At 61.0% G+C, this 21,512-nt stretch carries 19 protein-coding genes; 11 read left to right on the forward strand and 8 right to left on the reverse strand.

Features of this window, described 5'->3' with window-relative positions:
- Positions 1-117: 117 nt before the first annotated feature.
- The 4 genes from C5P05_RS25925 to gyrB all read left to right on the forward strand — a co-directional run bounded on the left by C5P05_RS25925 (position 118) and on the right by gyrB (position 6,431).
- The gene (locus tag C5P05_RS25925; RefSeq protein WP_114972755.1) at positions 118-966 is read left to right on the forward strand and encodes a 3-hydroxybutyryl-CoA dehydrogenase; all 849 of its coding nucleotides are present in this window, start codon (positions 118-120) and stop codon (positions 964-966) included.
- Between the two features lie 143 nt (positions 967-1,109).
- Positions 1,110-2,522: a chromosomal replication initiator protein DnaA gene (gene dnaA / locus C5P05_RS25930; protein WP_114972756.1), complete on the forward strand. Its 1,413-nt coding sequence runs from the start codon at positions 1,110-1,112 to the stop codon at positions 2,520-2,522.
- A gap of 93 nt (positions 2,523-2,615) precedes the next feature.
- Positions 2,616-3,722: a DNA polymerase III subunit beta gene (gene dnaN, locus C5P05_RS25935; protein ID WP_114972757.1), complete on the forward strand. Its 1,107-nt coding sequence runs from the start codon at positions 2,616-2,618 to the stop codon at positions 3,720-3,722.
- 105 nt (positions 3,723-3,827) lie between these two features.
- A complete protein-coding gene (gyrB, locus tag C5P05_RS25940) occupies positions 3,828-6,431 on the forward strand; it encodes a DNA topoisomerase (ATP-hydrolyzing) subunit B (RefSeq protein ID WP_198674869.1) in 2,604 nt (867 codons plus the stop codon).
- A 203-nt stretch (positions 6,432-6,634) separates the two neighbouring features.
- Here the strand turns inward: gyrB and C5P05_RS25945 are convergent, their stop codons facing one another.
- Positions 6,635-7,375, reverse strand: coding sequence for a siderophore-interacting protein (locus tag C5P05_RS25945; RefSeq protein ID WP_114972758.1), 741 nt, complete (start codon positions 7,373-7,375; stop codon positions 6,635-6,637).
- A 67-nt stretch (positions 7,376-7,442) separates the two neighbouring features.
- Here C5P05_RS25945 and C5P05_RS25950 point away from each other — a divergent pair, with 67 nt between their 5' ends.
- Together C5P05_RS25950 and C5P05_RS25955 are read left to right on the forward strand one after the other, a co-directional pair.
- Positions 7,443-7,883 carry a MarR family winged helix-turn-helix transcriptional regulator gene (locus C5P05_RS25950; protein ID WP_232834667.1) on the forward strand — a complete coding sequence of 147 codons (441 nt, stop codon included), beginning with the start codon at positions 7,443-7,445 and terminating at the stop codon, positions 7,881-7,883.
- Positions 7,884-8,017: 134 nt separating this feature from the next.
- The gene (locus C5P05_RS25955; RefSeq protein ID WP_232834668.1) at positions 8,018-8,437 is read left to right on the forward strand and encodes a MarR family winged helix-turn-helix transcriptional regulator; all 420 of its coding nucleotides are present in this window, start codon (positions 8,018-8,020) and stop codon (positions 8,435-8,437) included.
- A gap of 28 nt (positions 8,438-8,465) precedes the next feature.
- Here C5P05_RS25955 and C5P05_RS25960 read toward each other — a convergent pair whose 3' ends face one another.
- Complete coding sequence (locus tag C5P05_RS25960) at positions 8,466-10,238, reverse strand: tannase/feruloyl esterase family alpha/beta hydrolase (RefSeq protein WP_114972793.1); 1,773 nt, start codon at positions 10,236-10,238, stop codon at positions 8,466-8,468.
- Positions 10,239-10,919: 681 nt separating this feature from the next.
- Between C5P05_RS25960 and C5P05_RS25965 the strand changes: the two genes are divergently transcribed.
- The 3 genes from C5P05_RS25965 to C5P05_RS25975 are packed head-to-tail and all read left to right on the forward strand — an operon-like array spanning position 10,920 to position 15,777.
- On the forward strand, positions 10,920-12,482 hold the full coding sequence (locus C5P05_RS25965) for a sensor domain-containing diguanylate cyclase (protein ID WP_114972760.1): 1,563 nt from the start codon (positions 10,920-10,922) through the stop codon (positions 12,480-12,482).
- 16 nt (positions 12,483-12,498) lie between these two features.
- A complete protein-coding gene (locus C5P05_RS25970) occupies positions 12,499-13,077 on the forward strand; it encodes an NnrU family protein (RefSeq protein WP_114972761.1) in 579 nt (192 codons plus the stop codon).
- 27 nt (positions 13,078-13,104) lie between these two features.
- Positions 13,105-15,777, forward strand: coding sequence for a bifunctional acetate--CoA ligase family protein/GNAT family N-acetyltransferase (locus C5P05_RS25975; RefSeq protein WP_114972762.1), 2,673 nt, complete (start codon positions 13,105-13,107; stop codon positions 15,775-15,777).
- Here the strand turns inward: C5P05_RS25975 and C5P05_RS25980 are convergent.
- Complete coding sequence (locus C5P05_RS25980; RefSeq protein WP_198674870.1) at positions 15,770-15,982, reverse strand: DUF2788 domain-containing protein; 213 nt, start codon at positions 15,980-15,982, stop codon at positions 15,770-15,772. The two genes, C5P05_RS25975 and C5P05_RS25980, sit on opposite strands and share 8 nt — an antisense overlap.
- Positions 15,982-16,824: a DUF2189 domain-containing protein gene (locus C5P05_RS25985; RefSeq protein ID WP_114972764.1), complete on the reverse strand. Its 843-nt coding sequence runs from the start codon at positions 16,822-16,824 to the stop codon at positions 15,982-15,984. The genes C5P05_RS25980 and C5P05_RS25985 overlap by 1 nt, the downstream gene beginning before the upstream one ends.
- Positions 16,825-16,957: 133 nt before the next feature.
- On the opposite strand from C5P05_RS25985, the gene C5P05_RS25990 reads away from it, so the two are divergent.
- Positions 16,958-17,323, forward strand: coding sequence for a glutaredoxin domain-containing protein (locus C5P05_RS25990; protein ID WP_114972765.1), 366 nt, complete (start codon positions 16,958-16,960; stop codon positions 17,321-17,323).
- 86 nt (positions 17,324-17,409) lie between these two features.
- Here the strand turns inward: C5P05_RS25990 and C5P05_RS25995 are convergent, their stop codons facing one another.
- Positions 17,410-17,967, reverse strand: coding sequence for a Spy/CpxP family protein refolding chaperone (locus C5P05_RS25995; protein WP_114972766.1), 558 nt, complete (start codon positions 17,965-17,967; stop codon positions 17,410-17,412).
- Between the two features lie 200 nt (positions 17,968-18,167).
- Here C5P05_RS25995 and C5P05_RS26000 point away from each other — a divergent pair, with 200 nt between their 5' ends.
- Positions 18,168-19,064 (forward strand): recombination-associated protein RdgC, encoded by an 897-nt coding sequence (locus tag C5P05_RS26000; RefSeq protein WP_114972767.1) that lies wholly within the window; start codon positions 18,168-18,170, stop codon positions 19,062-19,064.
- 70 nt (positions 19,065-19,134) lie between these two features.
- Here C5P05_RS26000 and C5P05_RS26005 read toward each other — a convergent pair whose 3' ends face one another.
- From C5P05_RS26005 to C5P05_RS26015, 3 genes are read right to left on the reverse strand one after another with little or no spacing between them, the layout of a single operon-like run.
- Entirely contained in the window at positions 19,135-19,887 is a 753-nt protein-coding gene (locus C5P05_RS26005; protein ID WP_114972768.1) for an aspartate/glutamate racemase family protein, read from the reverse strand.
- A 6-nt stretch (positions 19,888-19,893) separates the two neighbouring features.
- Positions 19,894-20,628, reverse strand: a complete 735-nt coding sequence (locus C5P05_RS26010) for a GntR family transcriptional regulator (RefSeq protein WP_114972769.1) — start codon at positions 20,626-20,628, stop codon at positions 19,894-19,896.
- The gene (locus tag C5P05_RS26015; RefSeq protein ID WP_114972770.1) at positions 20,625-21,512 is read right to left on the reverse strand and encodes an ABC transporter permease; all 888 of its coding nucleotides are present in this window, start codon (positions 21,510-21,512) and stop codon (positions 20,625-20,627) included. Before C5P05_RS26015 ends, C5P05_RS26010 begins: the two co-directional genes overlap by 4 nt.

Consider the following 21,512-nt stretch of genomic DNA (forward strand, 5'->3'; position numbering starts at 1 on the left):
CCATTTCTCGCAATGTTCATCCGCAGCGCCGAAACGACGCTTGACGCTGAAACCTGAAAATGCGAACAAAGGCGCGACCGTTAAGATTGGTTTTTTAATTGATTGGAGTCCTTCAGCATGAATATCACCACCGTCGGCATCATCGGTGCAGGCACCATGGGTAACGGCATTGCGCAGGCCTGCGCCGTGTCCGGCATCAACGTCGTGATGATTGACATTTCTGACGCTGCCGTGGCCAAAGGTATTGCCACCGTCTCAGGTAGTCTGGACCGGTTGCTGAAAAAGGAAAAAATCACTGTTGCCGATAAGGACACAGCCCTGGCCCGGATCAAGGGCAGCACGAGCTACGACGACCTCAAGGCGGCCCAATTGGTCATTGAAGCGGCGACCGAAAATTACGATCTGAAAGTGAAAATCCTGAAGCAGATCGACGCCGTGGTGGCACCGGACGTCATCGTGGCGACCAACACCTCGTCCATCTCGATCACCAAGCTGGCGGCCGTCACCACGCGCGCCGACCGCTTTATCGGCATGCACTTCTTCAACCCGGTGCCCATGATGGCACTGGTCGAAATCATCCGCGGCCTGCAGACCAGCGACGCGACCCATGCCGCCGTGCACGCCATGGCCACCGCCCTGGGCAAGACGCCGATCACGGTGAAGAATGCGCCGGGCTTCGTGGTCAACCGCATCCTGGTCCCGATGATCAACGAAGCTTTCTTTGTCCTGGCCGAAGGCCTGGCCACGCCAGAGGATATCGATGCCGGCATGAAACTCGGCTGCAACCAGCCGATTGGCCCACTGGCATTGGCCGACATGATCGGTCTGGATGTGTGCCTGGCGGTGATGGACGTGTACTTGAGCGAGTATGGCGACAGCAAATACCGGCCCTGCCCCTTGCTCAAGGAAATGGTGGCGGCCGGCCGTCTGGGACGCAAGACGGGTCAGGGCGTTTACAAGTATTGAGTACCAGCGGCCCGGCTATCGCGCAAGCGAATGCCGGGCTTTCAGGGCTGTTGGCGGGGTTATCCAGCTTGTGGATAAATTCTTGATAAATTACAATCCAAGGCGCAGTAATTTAAAACTATCCACAGAAACCTATACCAATAATGACAGAGGGACAATACGCCAGCCAGCCTGGTTCGACAGGCGAGGGCGCTGGACAAAGCCTGTGGCAGGCGTGCATCGACCAACTGGCGCAGGAACTCCCTGAACAGCAGTTCAACACCTGGATCAAGCCCCTGTCGGCGCAGATCACGGACGACCTCGCCAAAGTCACCATTTTTGTCGCCAACCGCTTCAAACTGGACTGGATCAGGGCCCAATACAGCAACCGGATTTCCGGCCTGTTGGAGAAGTTTTCGGGCCAGTCGGTTCAGATAGAGTTAGCACTTGCTCCGCGGGAGAACATTGCCAGAAGCCGCTCTCCTCAGCATGCTGTTGAGCCGATTCCGATGGAAGAGGCAGCGGAGTTGGGCGACGAGCGAACCCCGAACAGCCTCAAGAACCGCCTCAATACGGCGCTGACTTTTGACACCCTGATTGAGGGTACGGCCAACCGCATGGCGCGCGCGGCGGCCATGCATGTGGCCGGCATGCCGGGGCACCTGTACAACCCTCTTTTTATCTACGGCGGCGTCGGCCTGGGCAAAACCCACTTGATGCATGCGGTGGGCAACCGGTTGCTGGCCGACATGCCTTCCGCCAAAGTTCTCTACATCCATGCTGAACAATTTGTTTCGGATGTGGTTAAAGCTTACCAGCGCAAGACTTTTGACGAGTTCAAAGAGCGCTACCACTCGCTGGATCTGCTGCTGATCGATGACGTCCAGTTCTTCGCCAACAAGGAACGCACGCAGGAAGAATTCTTCAACGCCTTCGAGGCTTTGCTGGCCAAGAAGTCGCACATCGTGATGACCAGTGACACCTACCCCAAGGGCTTGACCGATATTCACGAGCGCCTGGTGTCGCGCTTTGACTCCGGCCTGACCGTGGCCATCGAGCCGCCCGAACTGGAAATGCGGGTGGCGATTCTGATCAACAAGGCACGGGTTGAAGGCATCGACATGCCCGAAGAAGTGGCCTTCTTTGTCGCCAAGAATGTGCGCTCCAACGTGCGCGAACTGGAAGGCGCCTTGCGCAAAATTCTGGCTTATTCCCGTTTCAACCAGAAAGAGATCTCGATTTTGCTGGCCCGGGAAGCCTTGCGCGACCTGCTGTCGATCCAGAACCGCCAGATATCGGTGGAAAACATCCAGAAAACGGTGGCGGACTACTACAAAATCAAGATCGCGGACATGTATTCCAAGAAGCGGCCGGCCAGCATTGCCCGGCCCCGCCAGATTGCCATGTACCTAGCCAAGGAACTGACACAAAAAAGCCTTCCCGAAATTGGAGAATTGTTTGGTGGGCGCGACCACACCACCGTCTTGCATGCTGTCCGCAAGATCGGCGGCGAGCGTCAGCAAATGACCGAGCTCAATCAGCAACTTCACGTGTTGGAGCAGACGCTCAAAGGCTGATATTGAGAATAAAAAAAGGGGAAAATGCGTGTTGAAAAATGCGCCCCCCTGTCTGTTATTGATTTGAAATTATTAAATAAACAAAAGGTTGACATGATCGTCCTGAAGGCCACACAAGACAAAGTTTTATCGGTTTTGCAATCTGTCGCCGGCATCGTCGAGCGCCGGCATACCTTGCCCATTCTGGCCAATGTGCTGATTCGGAAAACCGGCGCATCGGTGCAACTCACCACCAGTGATCTCGAAATCCAGATCCGCACCACGGCGGAGCTGGACGGCGATATGGGCGATTTCACCACCACGGTGGGCGCACGCAAGCTGATCGACATTCTGCGCACCATGCCCTCGGATCAAACTGTCTCGCTGGAATCGAGCGCCGCCAAGCTCATCCTCAAGGGTGGCAAAAGCAAGTTCACCCTGCAAACCATGGCCGCCGAAGATTTCCCGCTGGTGCAGGAAGCGGCCAACTTCGGCCCGGTGTTCAGCGTGCCGCAAAAGACACTGAAAGACTTGTTGAACCAGGTGTCGTTTGCCATGGCTGTGCATGACATTCGTTACTACCTCAACGGCATTCTGTTCGTCGCCGAAGGCAAGCAGCTGAGTCTCGTGGCCACCGACGGTCACCGCCTGGCCTTCGCCTCGGCCACGCTGGACGTGGAAGTGCCCAAGCAAGAGGTCATCCTGCCGCGCAAAACCGTGATCGAGTTGCAACGCCTGCTCTCAGACGCCGAAGGCGCGATTGAAATGCAGTTTGCCAACAACCAGGCCAAGTTCACCTTTGGCGGCATGGAGTTCGTCACCAAGCTGGTCGAGGGCAAGTTTCCCGACTACAACCGCGTGATTCCCAAGAACCACAAAAACAGCATCACGCTGGGCCGCGCGGCCCTGCTGGCCACCCTGCAGCGCACCGCCATCCTGACCAGCGACAAGTTCAAGGGCGTGCGCTTGAACATCGACCCCGGCACCTTGCGTGTGGCATCCAACAACGCCGAGCAGGAAGAGGCGATGGACGAGCTGGACATTGATTACGGCGGTGACAGCATCGAGATTGGTTTCAACGTGACTTATCTCATCGATGCGCTGACCAACATGAGCCAGGACATGGTGCAGCTGGAGCTGTCTGACGGCAACAGCTCGGCGCTGTTCACCATCCCCGACAACGCCACCTTCAAATACGTGGTGATGCCGATGCGTATTTGACGCCGCAAAATTTGTAGCAATACAAAGCCCGAACCCGCGATCAACGAAACGTTCATTGCGGGTTTGGTCATTCAAGAGTTTGAGAAATCGTTAGAGAAGTTAGCCATGACCGAAGAAAACAAGCCAGTCCAGACCCCCGAAAATGACGCGGATGCCGTGAACACGGGCGAAGGAACCGCTGACAGCTCCAACTTCCAGCCCACCATTGATGCGCACCAGGCCGGCGCTTCCGAGGCCTACGGCGAAGGCTCGATCCAGATTCTGGAAGGGCTGGAGGCGGTGCGCAAGCGTCCCGGCATGTACATCGGCGACACCTCGGACGGTACCGGCCTGCACCACCTGGTGTTCGAGGTGGTGGACAACTCGATTGATGAATCGCTGGCAGGCCATTGCGATGACATTCTGGTCACCATTCACTCCGACAACTCTGTGTCAGTGGTGGACAACGGGCGCGGCATTCCGACTGGCGTCAAGATGGACGACAAGCACGAGCCCAAGCGCTCCGCCGCCGAGATCGCCTTGACCGAACTGCACGCAGGCGGCAAGTTCAACCAGAACAGCTACAAGGTCTCCGGCGGTCTGCACGGCGTCGGCGTGAGCTGCGTCAATGCGCTGTCCAAAATGCTGCGCCTGACCATCCGGCGCGATGGCAAAGTGCATGTGATGGAGTTCAGCAAAGGCTTTGTACAAAACCGCATCATCGAGACGGTAAATGGCGTCGAAGTTTCGCCCATGAAAGTGATTGGCGAGACCGAAAAACGCGGCACCGAAGTGCACTTTTTACCCGATCTGGAAATCTTCCAGACCAATACAGACTTTCACTACGAAATTTTGAGCAAGCGTCTGCGTGAACTCAGCTTTTTGAACAACGGCGTCAAGATCAGATTGAAAGACGAGCGCACCGGCAAGGAAGACGACTTCTCCGGCGCCGGCGGCGTCAAGGGCTTTGTGAACTTCATCAACAAAGGCAAGACGGTGTTGAACCCCAACATCTTCCACGCCATGGGTGACCGCCAGAGCGACCAGAACACCAACATCGGTGTCGAGGTCGCGATGCAGTGGAACAGCGGCTACAACGAGCAGGTGCTGTGCTTCACCAACAACATCCCGCAACGCGACGGCGGCACCCACCTGACCGGCCTGCGCGCCGCCATGACGCGCGTCATCAACAAATACATTGACGACAGCGAAATCGCCAAAAAAGCCAAAGTCGAAGTCACCGGTGACGACATGCGCGAAGGACTGTGTTGCGTGCTCAGCGTCAAAGTGCCCGAGCCCAAATTCAGCAGCCAGACCAAGGACAAGCTGGTCAGCTCCGAGGTGCGCGGCCCGGTGGAAGACATTGTCAGCAAACTGCTGTACGACTACCTGCAAGAACGCCCGGCCGATGCCAAGATCATCGTCGGCAAGATCATCGAAGCGGCGCGCGCCCGTGAAGCCGCCCGCAAGGCACGCGACATGACGCGCCGCAAAGGCGTGCTCGACGGCATGGGCCTGCCCGGCAAACTGGCCGACTGCCAGGAAAAAGACCCGGCGATGTGCGAAATCTACATCGTCGAGGGCGACTCCGCCGGCGGCTCCGCCAAGCAAGGCCGCGACCGTAAATTCCAGGCCATTTTGCCGCTGCGCGGCAAGATTTTGAATGTGGAAAAAGCGCGCTACGAAAAGCTGCTGACCAGCAACGAAATTCTGACCCTCATCACGGCCTTGGGCACCGGTATCGGCAAGGCCGGCGGCACCACCGGCAATGACGACTTCAACGTCGCCAAGCTGCGCTACCACCGCATCATCATCATGACCGATGCCGACGTTGACGGCGCCCACATCCGCACCCTGCTGCTGACCTTCTTCTACCGCCAGATGACCGAACTGGTCGAGCGTGGCCACATCTACATCGCGCAGCCGCCGCTGTACAAGGTGAAGGCCGGCAAGGAAGAGCTGTACCTGAAAGACGCACCCGCACTGGACGGTTTCCTGATGCGGATTGCACTGGTCAATGCGTCCGTTTACACCGGTGGCGAAAACGGCAGCACCATCAGCGGTGACACGCTGGCTGAGCTGGCGCGCAAGCACCAGGTGGCGCAAAACGTGATTGCGCGCCTGAAAAACTTCATGGATGCCGAGGCCCTGCGTTCGGTCGCCGACGGTGTCGCCCTGAACCTGGATACGGTGGCCGAGGCGGAAATTTCGGCGGCCGCACTGCAAGCCAGGCTGCCCGATGCCGAAGTGGCCGGTGAGTTTGACGTGCGCACCGACAAGCCTATTTTGCGCATCAGCCGCCGCCACCATGGCAACGTCAAGAGCAGTGTGCTCACGCAAGATTTTGTGCATGGCGCCGACTACGCCGCACTGGCCGAGGCGGCGAATACCTTCAAGGGTTTGCTCAGCGAAGGCGCCAAAGTGATGCGCGGCGAAGGCGAGCGCCAAAAAGAAGAAAAAGTTACGGACTTCCGCGAAGCCATGGCCTGGCTGATTGCACAGGCGGAACACGCCACCTCGCGCCAGCGCTACAAAGGTCTGGGTGAAATGAACCCCTCACAGCTGTGGGAAACCACCATGGACCCGACCGTGCGCCGTCTGCTCAAGGTGCAAATCGACGACGCAATCGAGGCCGACCGCGTGTTCACCATGCTGATGGGCGACGAGGTGGAGCCGCGCCGCGAATTCATCGAAACCAACGCGTTGCGCGCCGGGAATATCGACATTTAACTTGGGCGTTCCAAGAATTGGCTTTGTTTTTCTCACTGAAATTTGTAGGTTAGGATTTTTGCAATGATTTTGAGGTTATTGGCACCATCTTTTGCGCAATCACTGCAAAAGTCATTGATTTGCCGTTAGCGGTTTTTGCAAGAATTTTGAGAACCTACAAACTGTCGGCTGACCGCAGGCACTTCGGTGCCTATGCGAAAAATCTATTCCTCGATATTCTCATGGTGCGCCACGGCGCCACGTTTCCAGTACGCCGCCGCCCGAATCGCGTGACGGTCAAGACCTTTCTCCTCGACCAGCACGCGGCGCAGCGTCGCCATGGCGCTGGCCTCTCCGGCGCACCATGCATAGCCATCCCCGCCGGGCAGCGCCAGCGCGCGGACAGCGCTGACCAAGTCATCCGATTCGGCGATCCAATGCACGCTGAGGTCGGCGGCACTGGCCAGGGCACGGCGATCAGCCTCGTCACTCACGTGAAGCAGCACGATCGCCCTGACGCCGGCAGGCAGCTCCTCCAGCCTGCGCGCAATCGCGGGCAGGGCGGTTTCGTCGCCAATCAACAAATGCCAGTCAAAGTCCAGGGGGATGACGAAAGAGCCGCGCGGCCCGGCGATGGTGGCGCGCTGGCCGGGCGCGGCCTGGGCGGCCCAGTTCGCCGCCGGACCATCGCCATGCAATGCGAACTCAATCGTCAATTCGCAGGCAGTGGTGTCAAAACGCCGTGGCGTGTAATCGCGCCGCACCGACTCCGCACCGTCGCCATCCAGGAACAGCTTGACGTGATCGTCGAATGACGCGCTAACAAAGTCGCTCAGGGAATCACCGGCAAATGTGACGCTTCGAAAATGCGGACTGAGTGCGTCCACACGCACGACCTGCAAGTCGCGGCGCTTGATCTCATGGCGCACGCGTTGCACTTGCCGTGCGGGAAGGGTTGACATCATGGGCTGCTCTCTTAAATAGTTGATAATGTCTTCTATCATGCCAAAATCAGTAGACAATGTCAACCATATGAGGCCTTCGCCGGAAAACAATCCGCTGGAGCTGATTCACACCGTGATGCACCATTACCGTTCGCGGCAATTCCAGGTGTTGCGCGATGGCGGTCATGACATCACGCACATGGAAAGCAAGGTGCTGGGCTACATCCAGCACCATCCCGGCGCCACGCAGAGCGATCTGGCGCGCCACAATGGCCGCGACAAGGCGCAAATCGCCCGACTGATCAAGGGTTTGCGGGAGCGGGAATTCCTGGTCGGAGAGGCCGACGAAACCGATCGGCGCAACGTGAGGTTGTCGCTCACCGAGAAGGGCCTGTCCGTGTTGCAGGTGCTGCAGCAGCAATCCCAGCAATTGGCCACGCAGGCGGTCGCCGGATTGACTATCGCCGAACAACAACAACTGGTCGCATTACTTCGGCAAGTATGTGAAAACTTCGAATCCCAGAAGTGATCCCCCTCGCAAAGATTCGGTATATTGCTATATATTTAATAGCAATATTCAATCTGCCTTCCCATTAAACTTCTGCGCTCATGAAAAATACACGCGTGCTTGAACCGGCGCTTCCAGGTCATCTTGACCACAAGATGATGAAACTCCTGGGCTATCACCTGGCCCAGGCCAGTATTCCCACCAACACGGCTTTCAAGAAATACATCGGCACGGTCTTTCAGTTGAACAAGGTCGAATTCACCATTCTGATGCTGGTGGCGTCGAATGAGACGGTCACGCCAAAGCGCCTGTCCATTGCGATCAACGTCCCCGCGCCCAATCTGACCATCATTCTGGACAACCTTGAAAAGCGGGAGTTGATTGCACGCAGCCGCAGCGAAACCGACCGACGTGTTCAATATGTCAACTTGACCCCCAAAGGGCTGACCATGGTGGACGACATGAACGCTGTGACCGACGCCATGGAGCAAGAACTCCTGAAGCATTTGACGCCGGCGGAGCGCGCCATGCTGTTTGAGTTGTTGAAAAAAGTGGCGTTGCACCGACGCGTCTAGCGGTGTCACGCCACCTGTCAGGCTTTAACTAACTCTTGCAACTGAAGTTGGCGGCGACTTCGGTGCTGCCGCTGCCGTTGTAGCGTGCCACCGTCGGCCAGGGACAGAGCGGCCGGGTGCGGCCCGGCGACCAGGTGGCGGGAACTTCGGCGTTGACCAAGGCCGCTATGGCGCTGGTTCCGGTTCCGCGCGCAGCCGCCGTGACACTGGCCGGGGCCGCCCCTTTTTCGACCCAGTTCACCAGTGGGTCAAGAAGGTCGAACTGGTCAACGGCCATGCCGCCACTGCAGTGGTTCATGCCGGCCACGGGATAGAGGCGCGCAAAACTGCTGGCGTCGCCATTATTGGCCGCCATGAGACTCTGGAACCAGCTGACGGTGTCATTGAAAGAAAAAATTGGATCGCTGGTGCCATGGTAGGCAATGATCTTGGCGCCCCGGTCGCGCAGTTTGGAAAGATTGGCCGGGTTGGGCGGGGCCATGAAAGACATCGCGGACTCGGTGTAGAGGCCACTGGTCGCGAATATCTTCGGCGCATCGGTGTCCACGTTGAAGTTCAAGGCGAACGGCAGGCCAGTGAAGGTCGTCGGATTGGCCTGCGGAGGCGTGGTGAAGATGAATGCGGTTGCCCCAGGGTCGCGGCCGACACTGGTCGCGTTGCCAAACTTCCAGGCCGCCCAGCCCGAGCTGCTGGTGCTGCCGATGCCGGCATCAAAAGGGAAGCTGCTGTACAGCGCCGTGCCGCTGCTGTTTTTTGCGCCTGAATGCACATTGCTTAAAACAGTTTTTTGTGCCGGCGTCAAACACGTGCCGTCGCGGGCGCCGGAGCAGGTCGGTACATCATTAGCCACACTGAACGCGGCCTGGCACGCTGCCACATCGCCCACCCAGGCATCCGCCACACCATCCAGCGCGTCGCACTTGCCGAGGATTTTGCTGGAAACCATGCTCAGTTCGGCGGGGGTAAATGCGGTGGAAACGTCCGGCAAATCAACGGTTGAGGTGACACCAGCCGCGGTGGCCACGGACGTGATCCGGCCCGTGGCCAAGGGCGCGTACTGCTGCACGCCCCACAGTTGCGCGACGGCCGCCTTGGGCAGGTTGTAGCCCGGTGCGCCGGCAAGAATGCCGTCGTATTGGTCGGCATAACGGGACGCCGCCACCAGGGCGTGACGTCCACCGTTCGAGCAACCGCCGAGATAGGAGCGATCGGGTGCTTTGCCGTAGACCGATTTAATCAAATTTTTGGCCATGGGCGTGAGTTGCCCGACCGCGTTGTAGCCATAGTCGAGTCGCGCCTGGGGGTCCAGGCCGAAGAAGGGCGTGGTTTGCGATTGGTGCCCGGCATCGGAGCTCAACACCGCAAACCCCTTGCTCAAAGCCGTCGAGAGGGCGCCACCGCCACCCACACCACCCGATGCCGTGCCAATCGCCCCGTCGGTACCGCCATTCGCCTGGTAAAAGAAACGACCGTTCCATGTTTTTGGCAAACGGATTTCAAATCCGATGTAGTACGGATTGCCGTCGACAGCGCTGACACGCTCGTTCATTTTCCCGACAACACGGCAGTGCTCCGCCGTCGTCACGTTGGCCACGGTCCCCGCCGCAACCGTCGTTGCCGACGTGATGGTGGTGTTGGGCAGCGTGCCCAACACGGTGGGCAAAGTCGTGCAATCGCCTGAAAAAGTGGCAGGCAAAGCGGCGGCCAGTGCAGGGAGATCAACTGCGGAGCTGCTGTCGCCACCACCACATCCTGACAAGCCTAGAGCAACCGGAAGCAGGGCCAGCACGGTATGTCTCATGGCAAGGTGTTTTCGGTTTTGATGCATGAAGATCTCCTTTGGGGAATGACTGGAGCTTCATATTACTTATTTTTAATAACTTTTACTTTAAGTAATTACCATAGGAAATCGGGCCAGAAACGGTCACCCAAATGAAGTTTTTTTGTAGAAGAGTTCGTGCCAGCGTCCGGCAATGGACGCAGCAGACACCACCGCGCAGGGTTCTCAACGCGTGTATTTCTTGGGCGGCTTGTCTTTGTCTTCTTATCTATTTCTTCTATTAATACATAGTAGTAGTAGATAAGGGCCGCCCCTGTCTGTGGGTAAGCTCATATTCTTCTTTGATATCAGGGACTTACGCGCTGTTAACCCTTGTGGGTGTCCCCGCTTTCGGCGTGTACCCGGAAACTGGATAATTTTCGTTTTTGCTTCCACCCTGTGGATAACTGCTGGCTTATGCCAGAACTATGCACAGCTTTGTCCTTTCAGTCATTTGCGTTTTCATGCCCGGCGCTCTAAACGCTTGGTGTTATCCTGAATTGCCCCCTTGATGAGGGCGGGAAAATTCCTTGAGAAGGCTGTCAGGGGTCATGCAGGCGAATGCATTGGAAACCGGGACTTTGCCATTTTTATGACTAATCTGGCTCAAGCCCCCGTTGAATATTCGCATATAGCTATTAAATATATAGCAAAGTAAAAATAATGAATGACAAGAAGCCTTTTGAAATTGCGCGCGAAACGCTCAAGCAGCTGACCGCGCGCAAGTTGGCGCCCACCCCGGCCAATTACCAGGTGATCTACAGCGAAGTGGCGGGGGTTCCCACGGAACCCCCGTTCCCGGTTGAGCGCTTGCGTGTCATTGCGCAGGCCTTGCCCACCAAAACACCCGGACAGCAAAAGCAGCGCGGTCTGCTGGATTCCGCCATCACGCAACTGAACTGGGACGGCGTCAAAAATGCCCTGATGGCCTATGGTGGCTTCAGTCCGCCGGCTGCGGCCCCCGTTGCTGCCAGCGCCCTGGCATTGCTGGCGCCACTGCCGGACACGGCTTCAACAGCCGTCACGGCACCGGCCCTGACGGCCGACTTTCTGGAGCAGATTGCACGGCTGATCGAATACGCATTGCCCGCGCTGGGAACAGACGATGCCCGGTTCAGCGAACAAAGCCAGGCTTTGCTCCAAGCCATGCGCCAGCCTGGGGCCGACGTGCTGGCGGTCAAGCTGATGCTGAGCAACTTTGGCAACCGGCTTTCCTTCGCGGCGGAAGACCAGGCTGAGATCAAGGTCACGCTGCTGCGGCTGCTGCACCTGATCATTGAAAACATTGGCGAACTCAGTCTGGATGACCGCTGGCTCACCGGCCAGATTGATGCGCTGATGACGGCGTCGGCACCGCCGCTCTCGCTGCGCCGGCTCGATGACGTGGAACGTCGGCTGAAAGACGTGATCTTCAAGCAGACCGAAGCCAAGGGCCGGGCGCTGGAAGCCCAGGAAGACATGCGCCAGATGCTGGCCACCTTCATTGAGCGACTGTCGCAAATGACCGAGTCCACTGGCACCTACCAAGGCAAGATGGAAGAGAATGCGCGCCTGATCGAGCAGGCCAAAACCATGGCCGACATCACGCCGGTCCTGAAAGACGTGGTCGGGGCGACGCGCAGCATGGCCCACGACAGCCTGATGGCACGCGATGAGCTGCGCGGCATGCGCGAGAAAGCGCAGGCGACCGAGGCCGAGCTGGTGAAGCTGCACCAGGAACTGGACCGTGTCAGTGCTTTGGCGCGGCATGACTCCTTGACCGGGGCGCTGAACCGCAAGGGGCTGGACGAGGCGCTGGAGCGCGAGTTGTCCAACGTGCGACGCAAGGACACCCCGCTGTGCATGGCCATGCTGGATATCGACAATTTCAAGAAACTCAATGACACTTTGGGACACGTCGCCGGAGACGCGGCGCTGACGCACTTGGCGACAGTGGCGCGTGAGGCCATGCGCCCGCAAGACACGCTGGCGCGCTACGGCGGTGAGGAATTTGTGATTTTGCTGCCGGACACATCGTTGGACAATGGCATTGAAGCCATGACGCGCCTGCAGCGTGAATTGACCAAGCATTTCTTCCTGGCAGGCACTGAGAAGGTCTTGATCACCTTCAGCGCCGGTGTGGCGCAGCTGGCGACCGATGAATCTGGTCTGGACGCCATCAAACGGGCAGACCAGGCCATGTATCTGGCCAAGCGCGCCGGTAAAAACCGCGTGCTGGGCGCGTGATTTCAAGGACATCCACATGACATATCTGGTTTTGGGTTTGATCATTTTTTTGGGTGTGCATTCAGTGCGCATCGTGAATGAGGACTGGCGTACTCGAACCCGTGCCCGCATCGGCGAGGGGTCCTGGAAGGGGCTGTACTCGGTGGCCTCCCTGGTCGGTTTCGGCCTGATTGTGTGGGGCTTCGGCCAGGCACGCCAGCAGCCGGTGCAGCTGTGGGGTCCCCCTATCGGGATGCGCCATGTGGCCTCGTTGCTGACCTTGGTTGCCTTTGTGTTGCTGGCGGCGGCCTATGTGCCCGGTAACGGCATCAAGGCGCGGGTTCACCACCCGATGGTGCTGGGCGTCATGCTGTGGGCTGTCGCGCACTTGCTGTCCAATGGCAACATTGGCCACGTCGTGTTGTTCGGTTCATTTCTGGTCTGGGCGATGGCTGATTTTCTCGCTGCACGCCAGCGCGATGCAGCGGCCGGCACCTCGTATGCGCACGGCACCGCGGGCGCCACGGGCATCACGGTGGCGGTGGGCGTGGGCGCCTGGATTGCCTTTGCGCTGTGGCTGCACGGCTTGCTGATGGGGGTTCGCCCAGTGGGCTGATAACTTGAAAACTGGAGAGGGTGGGCCATGAGTATTCGTAATCTCGATTCTTTGTTTGACCCGGCCTCGATCGCCGTTTTTGGCGCTTCGCTGCGCGCGGGCAGCGTCGGCGCCACCGTCTGGCACAACCTGAGCACCGGCAGTTACCGGGGCGAGTTGTATGCCGTCAACCCCAAACACCGCGCGCTTGGGCGGCACCCGGTCGTGGCCCGCGCCGCTGATCTGCCGGCCGTGCCCGCGCTGGCGGTGATCTGCACGCCGCCGGCCACGGTGCCCGGCCTGATTGAAGAACTGGGGCGACTGGGCACGCGTGCCGCCGTGGTGATGACCGCCGGCATGGACGGCAAGCAGAAACAGGCCATGCTGAACGCAGCCCGGCGCCACCTGTTGCGCATCCTCGGGCCCAACTGCATTGGCCTGCTGGCGCCGCACAAAGGCCTGAACGCCAGCTTTTCCCACATTGACGCGCGGCCCGGCGAACTGGCCTTCGTGTCGCAATCCGGCGCCCTGGTGACCGCCATGCTGGACTGGGCGCAAGGGCGGGGCATCGGTTTTTCGCATTTTGTCTCGCTGGGCGAGCACGCCGACGTCGATTTCGGCGACATGCTGGATTACCTGGCCAGCGATCCGAAAACCCGCGCCATTCTGTTGTACGCCGAGTCGATTGAGTCGCCGCGCAAGTTCATGTCGGCGGCGCGGGCCGCGGCGCGCAACAAGCCGGTGATCGTGGTGAAAGCCGGGCGCTCGCCCCAGGGCCAGCTGGCGGCAGCCTCGCACACCGGCGCCCTGGCCGGTTCCGACATGGTGTTTGACGCCGCCATCGACCGCGCCGGCATGTTGCGGGTCAACACCCTGCAGGAGTTGTTCCTGGCGGCCGAAACCCTGTCGCGTTTTCGCACCAACAGCAGCGACGCGCTCACCATACTCACCAATGGCGGTGGGGCCGGCGTGATGGCGGCCGATGCGGCGGCGTTTGCCGGTGTGAAGTTGGCGGAACTGAGCGAAACGACCCAGCAAAAACTCGATGCCGTGCTGCCACCCAACTGGTCGCATGGCAATCCGGTGGACATCATTGGGGACGCGCCGGTGACGCGTTACGAGCAGGCGCTCCAGGTGCTGACCGGTGATCCCGCCACTGGCGCTATTCTCTTCATTCACGCCCCCACCGCCATCGTGCCCAGCGCCGATATTGCGCGCGCCTTGGTGCCGCTGGCCCGGCATGAAGCGCAGACACCGCCACGCTTGCTGAGCTGCTGGTTGGGCGACCAGGCGGTGCGGGAGGCGCGCCAGCTGTTTCAGGACGCCGGCATTGCCAATTACGACACGCCGGAGCAGGCGGTGCGCGCGTTTTCGATGCTGCAGCGCTATCGGCGCAACCAGGCCGAGCTGACGGAAGCGCCACCGGCCTCGCTGCCGGACTTGCGTCCCGACACGGCGGCGATCCGGGCGCTGGTGCAGGCGGCGCTGGCCAGTGGCCGCGAGATGCTGACCGAGCCGGAAGCCAAGGCCGTGCTGGATGCCTGCCACATTCCGGTGGTGCCGACCCAGCGCGTCGACGCCACGCCGGAGGCGGCGACCCAGGCCGCGCTGGCCCTGGGTTTCCCGGTGGTGCTGAAGATTTTGTCGGACGATATCTCCCACAAATCGGACGTGGGCGGCGTGGCCCTCAATCTGCAGGATGCGACCGAAGTGACCGAGGCGGCGCGGACCATGCTGGCGCGCGTGCAGCGCCAGCACCCGCAGGCGCGTCTGCAGGGTTTTACGGTGCAGGCCATGGTGCGCTGCCAGCATGCGCAGGAGCTGATTGTGGGCAGCACGGTTGACAGTGTGTTCGGCCCGGTCATCCTGTTTGGCCAGGGCGGCACGGCGGTTGAGGTGATGGCGGACCGGGCAGTGGCCTTGCCGCCCCTGAACGTGCCGCTGGCCAAGGCACTGGTGGCGCGCACCCGGGTGGCGCGCCTGCTGGCCGGCTGGCGCGACACGCCGGCCGTGGACGAGGCGGCGCTGCACCAGGTGCTGGTGGCGGTTTCGCAACTGCTGGCCGAAATCCCCGAGATTGCCGAGCTCGACATCAACCCGCTGATCGTCAACTTTGAAGGCGCCATCGCCCTCGATGCACGCATTCGCCTGAGTGCGGCGGCGCCGGCGGGCGCGGCCAACTTTGCCATCCGGCCTTATCCGGCCCAGCTGGAGGAAACCGTGCCGTGGCGCGGGCGCGAGTTGCTTTTGCGGCCAATTCGGCCCGAAGACGAGGCGCTGCACATGGCCTTCCTGCAGCAACTGGACCCGGAAGACGTGCGCATGCGGGTGTTCTACAGCAAACGCACCATCGAGCGCAGCGAACTGGCGCGGCTGGTGCAGATTGATTACGCGCGCGAGATGGCTTTTGTCGCCATGGCACCCGGACCCGATGGCCAGCTGCAGACCCTGGGCGTGGTGCGCGCCATGACCGACCCGGACAACATCGAGGCCGAGTTTGGCGTGATCGTACGCTCGGAGCTCAAGGGCAGCGGCCTGGGCCTCTTGCTGATGCAAAAACTGATTGCCTATTTGCGCAGCCAGGGCACGCAGCGGCTGGTGGCCACCGTGCTGGATTACAACGAACGCATGCTCAAGCTGGCCAAAGAACTGGGCTTCGAGGAATACCCTGTGAAACGGGATGGCGATGGCACGCGCGGTATTTTTCTGCCGCTTATTTAATGCCCATGATCCACTGGATCATGTACTTCGCCACGAAGCCGACCATGCCGAAGCCCAGGCCCAGAAAGATGATGAAAGTGCCAAACTTGCCAGCCTTGGACTCCCAGGCCAGCTGGCCGATGATGAACAGCATGTAGAGCATGAAGCCGCCCACGCCAAAGGTCAGGCCAAAGGCGGCGACTTGTTCTTCTGAGTAGCCGAACATCAGTGCGACTCCTGTTCTGGCAGCGCTGAGGCATCGATCAGATCACGGTAAGCGTGCCAGCTGGCGTGGCCCAGCATGGGAACCACTGCAATCAGGCCCAGCAAGGCGGAACCCAGGCCGAGCAAGGTAAAGCCCATGATGAGGGCGGCCCAGAACGCCATGGGCAGGGGGTTGGCCAGCACCGCCTGCCAGCTGGTGAGCACCGCCTGCAACAGGGTGACACGGCGGTCCAGCAGCAGGGGCATGGCCACGGCGGTAGAGGCAAAAATGGGCGCCGCCAGCACGCCGCCAAGCGCCAGCCAGAGTTCAAACAGGTAGCCATCCTGCGCCAGCACCACATGCCGGATGAAGTCGATCGGCGTATGGATGGGCACCGGTGCCAGCAAAGTGATGAGCGCCGCCGAGGTCAGCACCCAGCCGGTGGCGGCCAGCGCCAGCAACGCACCGAATTGCACCAGGCACCAGTAGTCATTGCCCCATTTGTTGAAGTGGTTGTGTTGCCAGTTCAACCAGGTTTTCAGCACCACGCCGACGTCGGCTTTTTCGCCGCGCTCCAGCGCGCGACTCAGGGCGTACAAGCTGGTGGCCAGCACCGGCGCCACCACCAGAAAGCCTGACAGGGCGCCGGCCAGCAGCCAGAAGCGGTCGTGCGCGACGGCCAGGATGGCGGCACCGACGAGGGTCAGCACCAGGCCGTGGGCAAAGCTGATCCAGCCGCAGCGCGCCATATCGCGCCAAGCCAGCACCAGCCAGTGCATGGGCTGGATCAGGGCGATGGTGCGCACGCCAGGCCGTTGGCTGGCAGGGACGTGGGTGGAAATCGGCGGCGGGGATGCTTGCATGAGAGGATTCCAGTTTATAGCGTGCGTCAGAGCAGAGGCTTGATTCAGGTCAAGCGCCAGCAGAAGGACTGTGTCACGGTCTTGCCGCAGCCGGCAAGCATAATTCGTCCTTTGCTGCTCCCAGGATATTGCCATGCCCCGCTCGATACTTGACGAATCCAACATTCACCCGGCCATTCGGGAGAAGATTGCCCTGCACGAACAGCCCATCGTGCGCGAGGTGCAGGCCGCGGTGGCACAGCATGCCGTGGTGGTGGTGGGCATGAGCATGAACCCGTTCCCGAAAAAGGCGTGCAAGGCGCTGGACGACGCCGGTGTGGCCTACCAGTACCTGGAATATGGCAACTATTTCAATACCTGGCGCCAACGCAATGCCTTGAAGCTATGGACCGGCTGGCCGACGATGCCGATGGTCTTTGTGAAGGGCGTGTTGGTGGGTGGGGCCAATGACCTGATCAAACTGATTGCCAGCGGTGAACTGAAACAAATGCTGGCCTGAATGCAACAAGGCCGGACTTCGCACAATCGCGAAACCCGGCCCTGAGCACCCGCTTACGGCGGGTCATGGTGGCTAACGATGACTCGTTACTTGCTTGCTGGCGGGGTTGGCGCCGCATTTCTGCCGTGCCGCGGGCCACCCATTCGGCCATCAGAACCATGGCGGCGCGTGGCATTGGCATCAAAGGCCTTTTGCTGCTCCGGTGTCAGCGCGGCATAGAGGGTTTTAGTCGCCTCACCGCGTTTGTCCATGGCGGCGCTCATCTCGGCCATGTGCCGGTTGCGCAAGGCTTTCATGGTGTCGATGCGCTCGGGCGTGGGCAGTTTCGCCAGTGCCGCGCGATCCGGACGGCTGGCCATCAGGTCGGCCGGGGGCTTCATGGCCGCCGTGTAGGCGGTCCACGCGCTTTCCTGGGCTGGCGTGATCTTGAGCTGGGCCTTGAGTCCGGCGTTGCGCTGGTCCATCCAGGCCTGCATCTTGGCCGGGTCCATTCGGCCCATGCGGTCATGGTGGCGCATACCCTGATGCTTCATGGGTGCGCTGGCGCCCATCATGGGGCCGGCCGGCGCGGCCTGTGAAAAGGCGGCGATACCGGCGGTGGCCAGCAGGCCGGCGAGCAGAAGGGGTTTCAAAACTGATTTCATGTGAGCTTCCTTTGAGTGAGGTCTGACGCTCAGAATCGGGCATCAGGTTGGAACTCAGTTTGTGCTTCCTGTGTATCTGCCGCATGAGGCGCGCATGAGGCTTTGTAAAGTTGCGTGACACGTTACAAATTGACGCGGGATTTTGATGGGATGATTGGCGGTTCAAAAACTGAATCCATCGTCAAAAAGGCTGCAAGCAAGTGTTCAAGAACGTGATCATGTATCGAATCGGACCGGACTGGTCCGCCACCGTGGCGCAGATCGAGGAGAGCCTCGACAGCGCGCGCTTTGTGCCCTGTGGCGCCAGCCAGGAAAAAGCCATAGGCTGGGTCGAACCGCGTGGCGAGGCCAACGGCCCGCTGGTCGAATCCGTGGGGGGTCAAATCATTCTCAAGCTGATGATCGAAACCCGGGCCTTGCCGGGCTCGGTCATCACGCGCAAGGCGGCCGAGCGCATCGCGCACATCGAGGCCACCACCGGGCGCAAACCCGGCAAGAAGGAAAGCCGCGAGATCAAGGACGACATCAAGCTGGAGCTGCTGCCGCTGGCCTTCAGCAAGGAATCGTCGGTGGCGGTCTGGATCGACGCCGAGGCGCGCCTGCTGGTGATCGACGCCGGCAGCCAGGCCCGCGCCGATGAAGTGGTGACCATGTTGGTGAAGTCGCTCGCCGGCCTGGCCGTGGCCCTGATCGACACCAAGGTGTCGCCGACGGCCGCCATGTCCGAGTGGCTGATCACGCAGGAGCCGCCGGCCGGCTTCACGGTGGACCGCGAATGCGAGCTGAAAGCCGCCGACGAGTCCAAGGCCGTGGTGCGCTACACGCGCCACCCGCTGGACACCGACGAGGTGCGCGAGTATGTGGAAGCCGGCAAGCTGCCGACCCGCTTGGCGCTGACCTGGGACAGTCGCGTGTCCTTTGTGCTGACCGAAGGCCTGCAGATCAAGAAACTGGCGTTCTTGGAAGTGGTGTTCGAGAAGACCTCGGCCGGCAAGGACGACGGCTTTGACGCCGACACCGCCATTGCCACCGGCGAGTTGCGCAAACTGCTGCCGGATTTGCTGGAAGCGCTGGGTGGCGAGATGGCCGTCGCCTGAGCTTCGGCAATAAGATGAAATAGGGCTGTAGCCCCCGTTATATATGCGTATACAGCTATTGTATTTGTAGCTAATTGACGCCGCCGGACGGCAGGCCAAGCGCGGTCAGTTCGGCCGACACCCCGTGCCAGCCCACATCAAAGTGGCCGGTGGCGCTTGGAGGCGCGCTGGCCCCGGCGCGCAGCGCTTGCCGCGTGCCCGCCAGCACGCTGTCGATAACCGGCACGTCCACATGTGGCTGGATCGCTGCCGCCAAGCCGGCCAAGCCGGCGCCGCCCAGGATCACGGCCTGGACGCCGAAATCGCGCACCGCGTTCTGGCAGGCCTGCGTCAACAAGGCTTGCGCGCCCAGCGGGTCGGCCGACAGTTGCGCGCCGGTCGGTGCCACGGTGTGAATGCCCCCGAGCGCATCACCGTAGCCCAACGAATCGGCGAGCCGCTGCAGCATGGCTTGCCAGCGTGCGCCGCCGGTGACGATCGCGAAACGGCCGTGCTCAGCTGCTTCCCTGAAAGCAGCCTCGGCCAAGCCGGTGACCGGCGCCAGGCTGCTCTCGCGCAAGGCCAGCAGGCCGGGGTCGCCGAAGCAGCCAATCAAGACCGCATCGGGGCAATAGCCTTCCTGCGCCAGGGCTCTGGCCCAGGCGTCCAGCGTGGCATGGCCGGCGACCAGGTAGCTGGCTTCGCAGGCAATGTAGGGCGCGCCGAAGCGTGCCGTGATGGTGCGCACCTGCACCTGCGGCCCGGCTGCCCCTTGCGCATGGGTTTGCAGCAGCGTGCTGACGCTGGCAGAGGTGTTGGGGTTGATGACCAGCAGCTGGCGCATGCGGGGCTACTTCGCGGGGCCGACCGCTGGCGCGGCAGGGTCCACGAAGCCGAACAAAGACACCAGGTCCGGCGCCTCCGCCGCGGGTGGCGTGAACTGGAGCTGCGATTCGAGCTGGACCAGGTGCGCGCGCATCAGGCGACCGGCCTCGCGCGGGTCACGCAAGCGGATGGCATCCAGCAGCGCCCGGTGCTCCTGGCAGCCGCAGGCGGTGGACTCGCTGCGGGCCTGGCTGTGGTTGCTGCTGTAGGTCATGAGGATGAGCGAGGTTCGGGACACCAGTTCCCGCAGGATGCGCCCCAGCGTCTGGTGCCCGGCCGCGCTGGCAATGTGCAGGTGGAAGTCGCCCGAGAGTCGGATGGCGCGGCGCATGTCGCCGCTGCGCCGCGCGGCCTCTTCCTCGGCAATGCACTCGGTCAGCACCGCCACGTCCTCGGCGCCTGCGCTGGCGATGAAACATTCGATCAGCGTGGGTTCGATCATGCGGCGCACTTCAAACACCTCGCGCGCCTCCTGTTCGGTCGGCTGCGCCACGGTGGCGCCCCGGTTCGGCGTGAGGGTGACGATCTGCTCGTTGGCCAGGCGCACCAGCACCGGGCGGATGCGGGTGCGCGACACGCCAAAGGCGGCGGCCAGCTTGTCTTCACCCAGCTTGGTGCCGGGCGGCAGGCGATGATCCAGCAGCGTGGCCACCATGCGCTCGTAGATCTCGTTTTCTGTCAGTGGCACTGAGTCGTTCATGCGTCCCGTTCTTTTCTTGACCGTCGTCCCAGCATTTTGGCCAGGCCCACGGCCAGTCCCATCACCAGAAACGATACCACCATGGTGACCGTGCCCAGCGCATAAATCGAGGGCGTGGTGACCGTGGTGGTCAGGCCCTGCAATTCGAGCGGCAGGGTGTTGACGTCGCCGATGGCTTGCGAGGTGCGCGCGATTTCGTCCCAGCTCAGGGTGAAGCCGAACATGCCAATGCCCACCACCGAGGGTGCGATCAGCGGCAGCACCACATAACGAAAGCCCTGCCAGGGCGTGGCGCCGAGGTCGCGCGCGGCTTCCTCAAAGGCCGGGTTGAAGCGGTTGAAGATGGCAAACATGATCAAGAGGCCAAAGGGCAGCGTCCAGGTCAGATGGGCGCCAAGCGCCGAGGTGAACAGGCCCAGCGCGGTGCCATAGTCGTCCAGCGTAGCTTGCAGGCCGAAGGCCGCCAGTGCCTGCTTGACGCCGGTGTCGAGCAGGCGGAATTCCAGGCCAATGCCCAGCGACACGATGATGGACGGCATGATCAGGCTGGCCACGACGACGAAAAACAGCGTGTTGCCGCCGGCGAGCTTTTTGCGAAACGCCAGGCCGGCCAGCACCGACAGCACCACGGTGAAGGCCATCACGGTCAGGCCCAGTGCCAGCGAGCGGCGCAGTGCGGCGCCGATGTCCACCACGCCCAGGCCTTCGGCCAGCTTGTAAAACCAGTGCAGCGAGAGGCCGCGCAACGGAAAGGTCAGGCCGCCTTCGGGCCCCTGGAAACTGAGCACCACGATGACCAGCATCGGCCCGTACATGAACAGCACAAACAGGGCGAAGAACAGCGCAAGCAGCCAGAAGCCGACGGAGTTGTGAGAGCGCTTCAT

Source organism: Rhodoferax ferrireducens, assembly GCF_003347515.1.
In the GTDB taxonomy this organism is placed as follows: domain Bacteria; phylum Pseudomonadota; class Gammaproteobacteria; order Burkholderiales; family Burkholderiaceae_C; genus Rhodoferax.

Excerpts from the sequence above, each read along its gene's own strand:
- C5P05_RS25925 (WP_114972755.1), top strand. The coding sequence starts at position 118 with ATGAATATCACCACCGTCGGCATCATCGGTGCAGGCACCATGGGTAAC.
- C5P05_RS25980 (WP_198674870.1), bottom strand. The coding sequence starts at position 15,982 with ATGTTCGGCTACTCAGAAGAACAAGTCGCCGCCTTTGGCCTGACCTTT.
- C5P05_RS25985 (WP_114972764.1), bottom strand. The coding sequence starts at position 16,824 with ATGCAAGCATCCCCGCCGCCGATTTCCACCCACGTCCCTGCCAGCCAA.
- C5P05_RS25975 (WP_114972762.1), top strand. The coding sequence starts at position 13,105 with ATGAGTATTCGTAATCTCGATTCTTTGTTTGACCCGGCCTCGATCGCC.
- C5P05_RS25950 (WP_232834667.1), top strand. The coding sequence starts at position 7,443 with ATGAGGCCTTCGCCGGAAAACAATCCGCTGGAGCTGATTCACACCGTG.
- C5P05_RS25960 (WP_114972793.1), bottom strand. The coding sequence starts at position 10,238 with ATGAGACATACCGTGCTGGCCCTGCTTCCGGTTGCTCTAGGCTTGTCA.
- C5P05_RS25945 (WP_114972758.1), bottom strand. The coding sequence starts at position 7,375 with ATGATGTCAACCCTTCCCGCACGGCAAGTGCAACGCGTGCGCCATGAG.
- C5P05_RS25970 (WP_114972761.1), top strand. The coding sequence starts at position 12,499 with ATGACATATCTGGTTTTGGGTTTGATCATTTTTTTGGGTGTGCATTCA.
- C5P05_RS26005 (WP_114972768.1), bottom strand. The coding sequence starts at position 19,887 with ATGCGCCAGCTGCTGGTCATCAACCCCAACACCTCTGCCAGCGTCAGC.
- C5P05_RS26010 (WP_114972769.1), bottom strand. The coding sequence starts at position 20,628 with ATGAACGACTCAGTGCCACTGACAGAAAACGAGATCTACGAGCGCATG.
- C5P05_RS25995 (WP_114972766.1), bottom strand. The coding sequence starts at position 17,967 with ATGAAATCAGTTTTGAAACCCCTTCTGCTCGCCGGCCTGCTGGCCACC.
- C5P05_RS26015 (WP_114972770.1), bottom strand. The coding sequence starts at position 21,512 with ATGAAGCGCTCTCACAACTCCGTCGGCTTCTGGCTGCTTGCGCTGTTC.
- dnaA (WP_114972756.1), top strand. The coding sequence starts at position 1,110 with ATGACAGAGGGACAATACGCCAGCCAGCCTGGTTCGACAGGCGAGGGC.
- dnaN (WP_114972757.1), top strand. The coding sequence starts at position 2,616 with ATGATCGTCCTGAAGGCCACACAAGACAAAGTTTTATCGGTTTTGCAA.
- C5P05_RS25965 (WP_114972760.1), top strand. The coding sequence starts at position 10,920 with ATGAATGACAAGAAGCCTTTTGAAATTGCGCGCGAAACGCTCAAGCAG.
- gyrB (WP_198674869.1), top strand. The coding sequence starts at position 3,828 with ATGACCGAAGAAAACAAGCCAGTCCAGACCCCCGAAAATGACGCGGAT.
- C5P05_RS25990 (WP_114972765.1), top strand. The coding sequence starts at position 16,958 with ATGCCCCGCTCGATACTTGACGAATCCAACATTCACCCGGCCATTCGG.
- C5P05_RS25955 (WP_232834668.1), top strand. The coding sequence starts at position 8,018 with ATGATGAAACTCCTGGGCTATCACCTGGCCCAGGCCAGTATTCCCACC.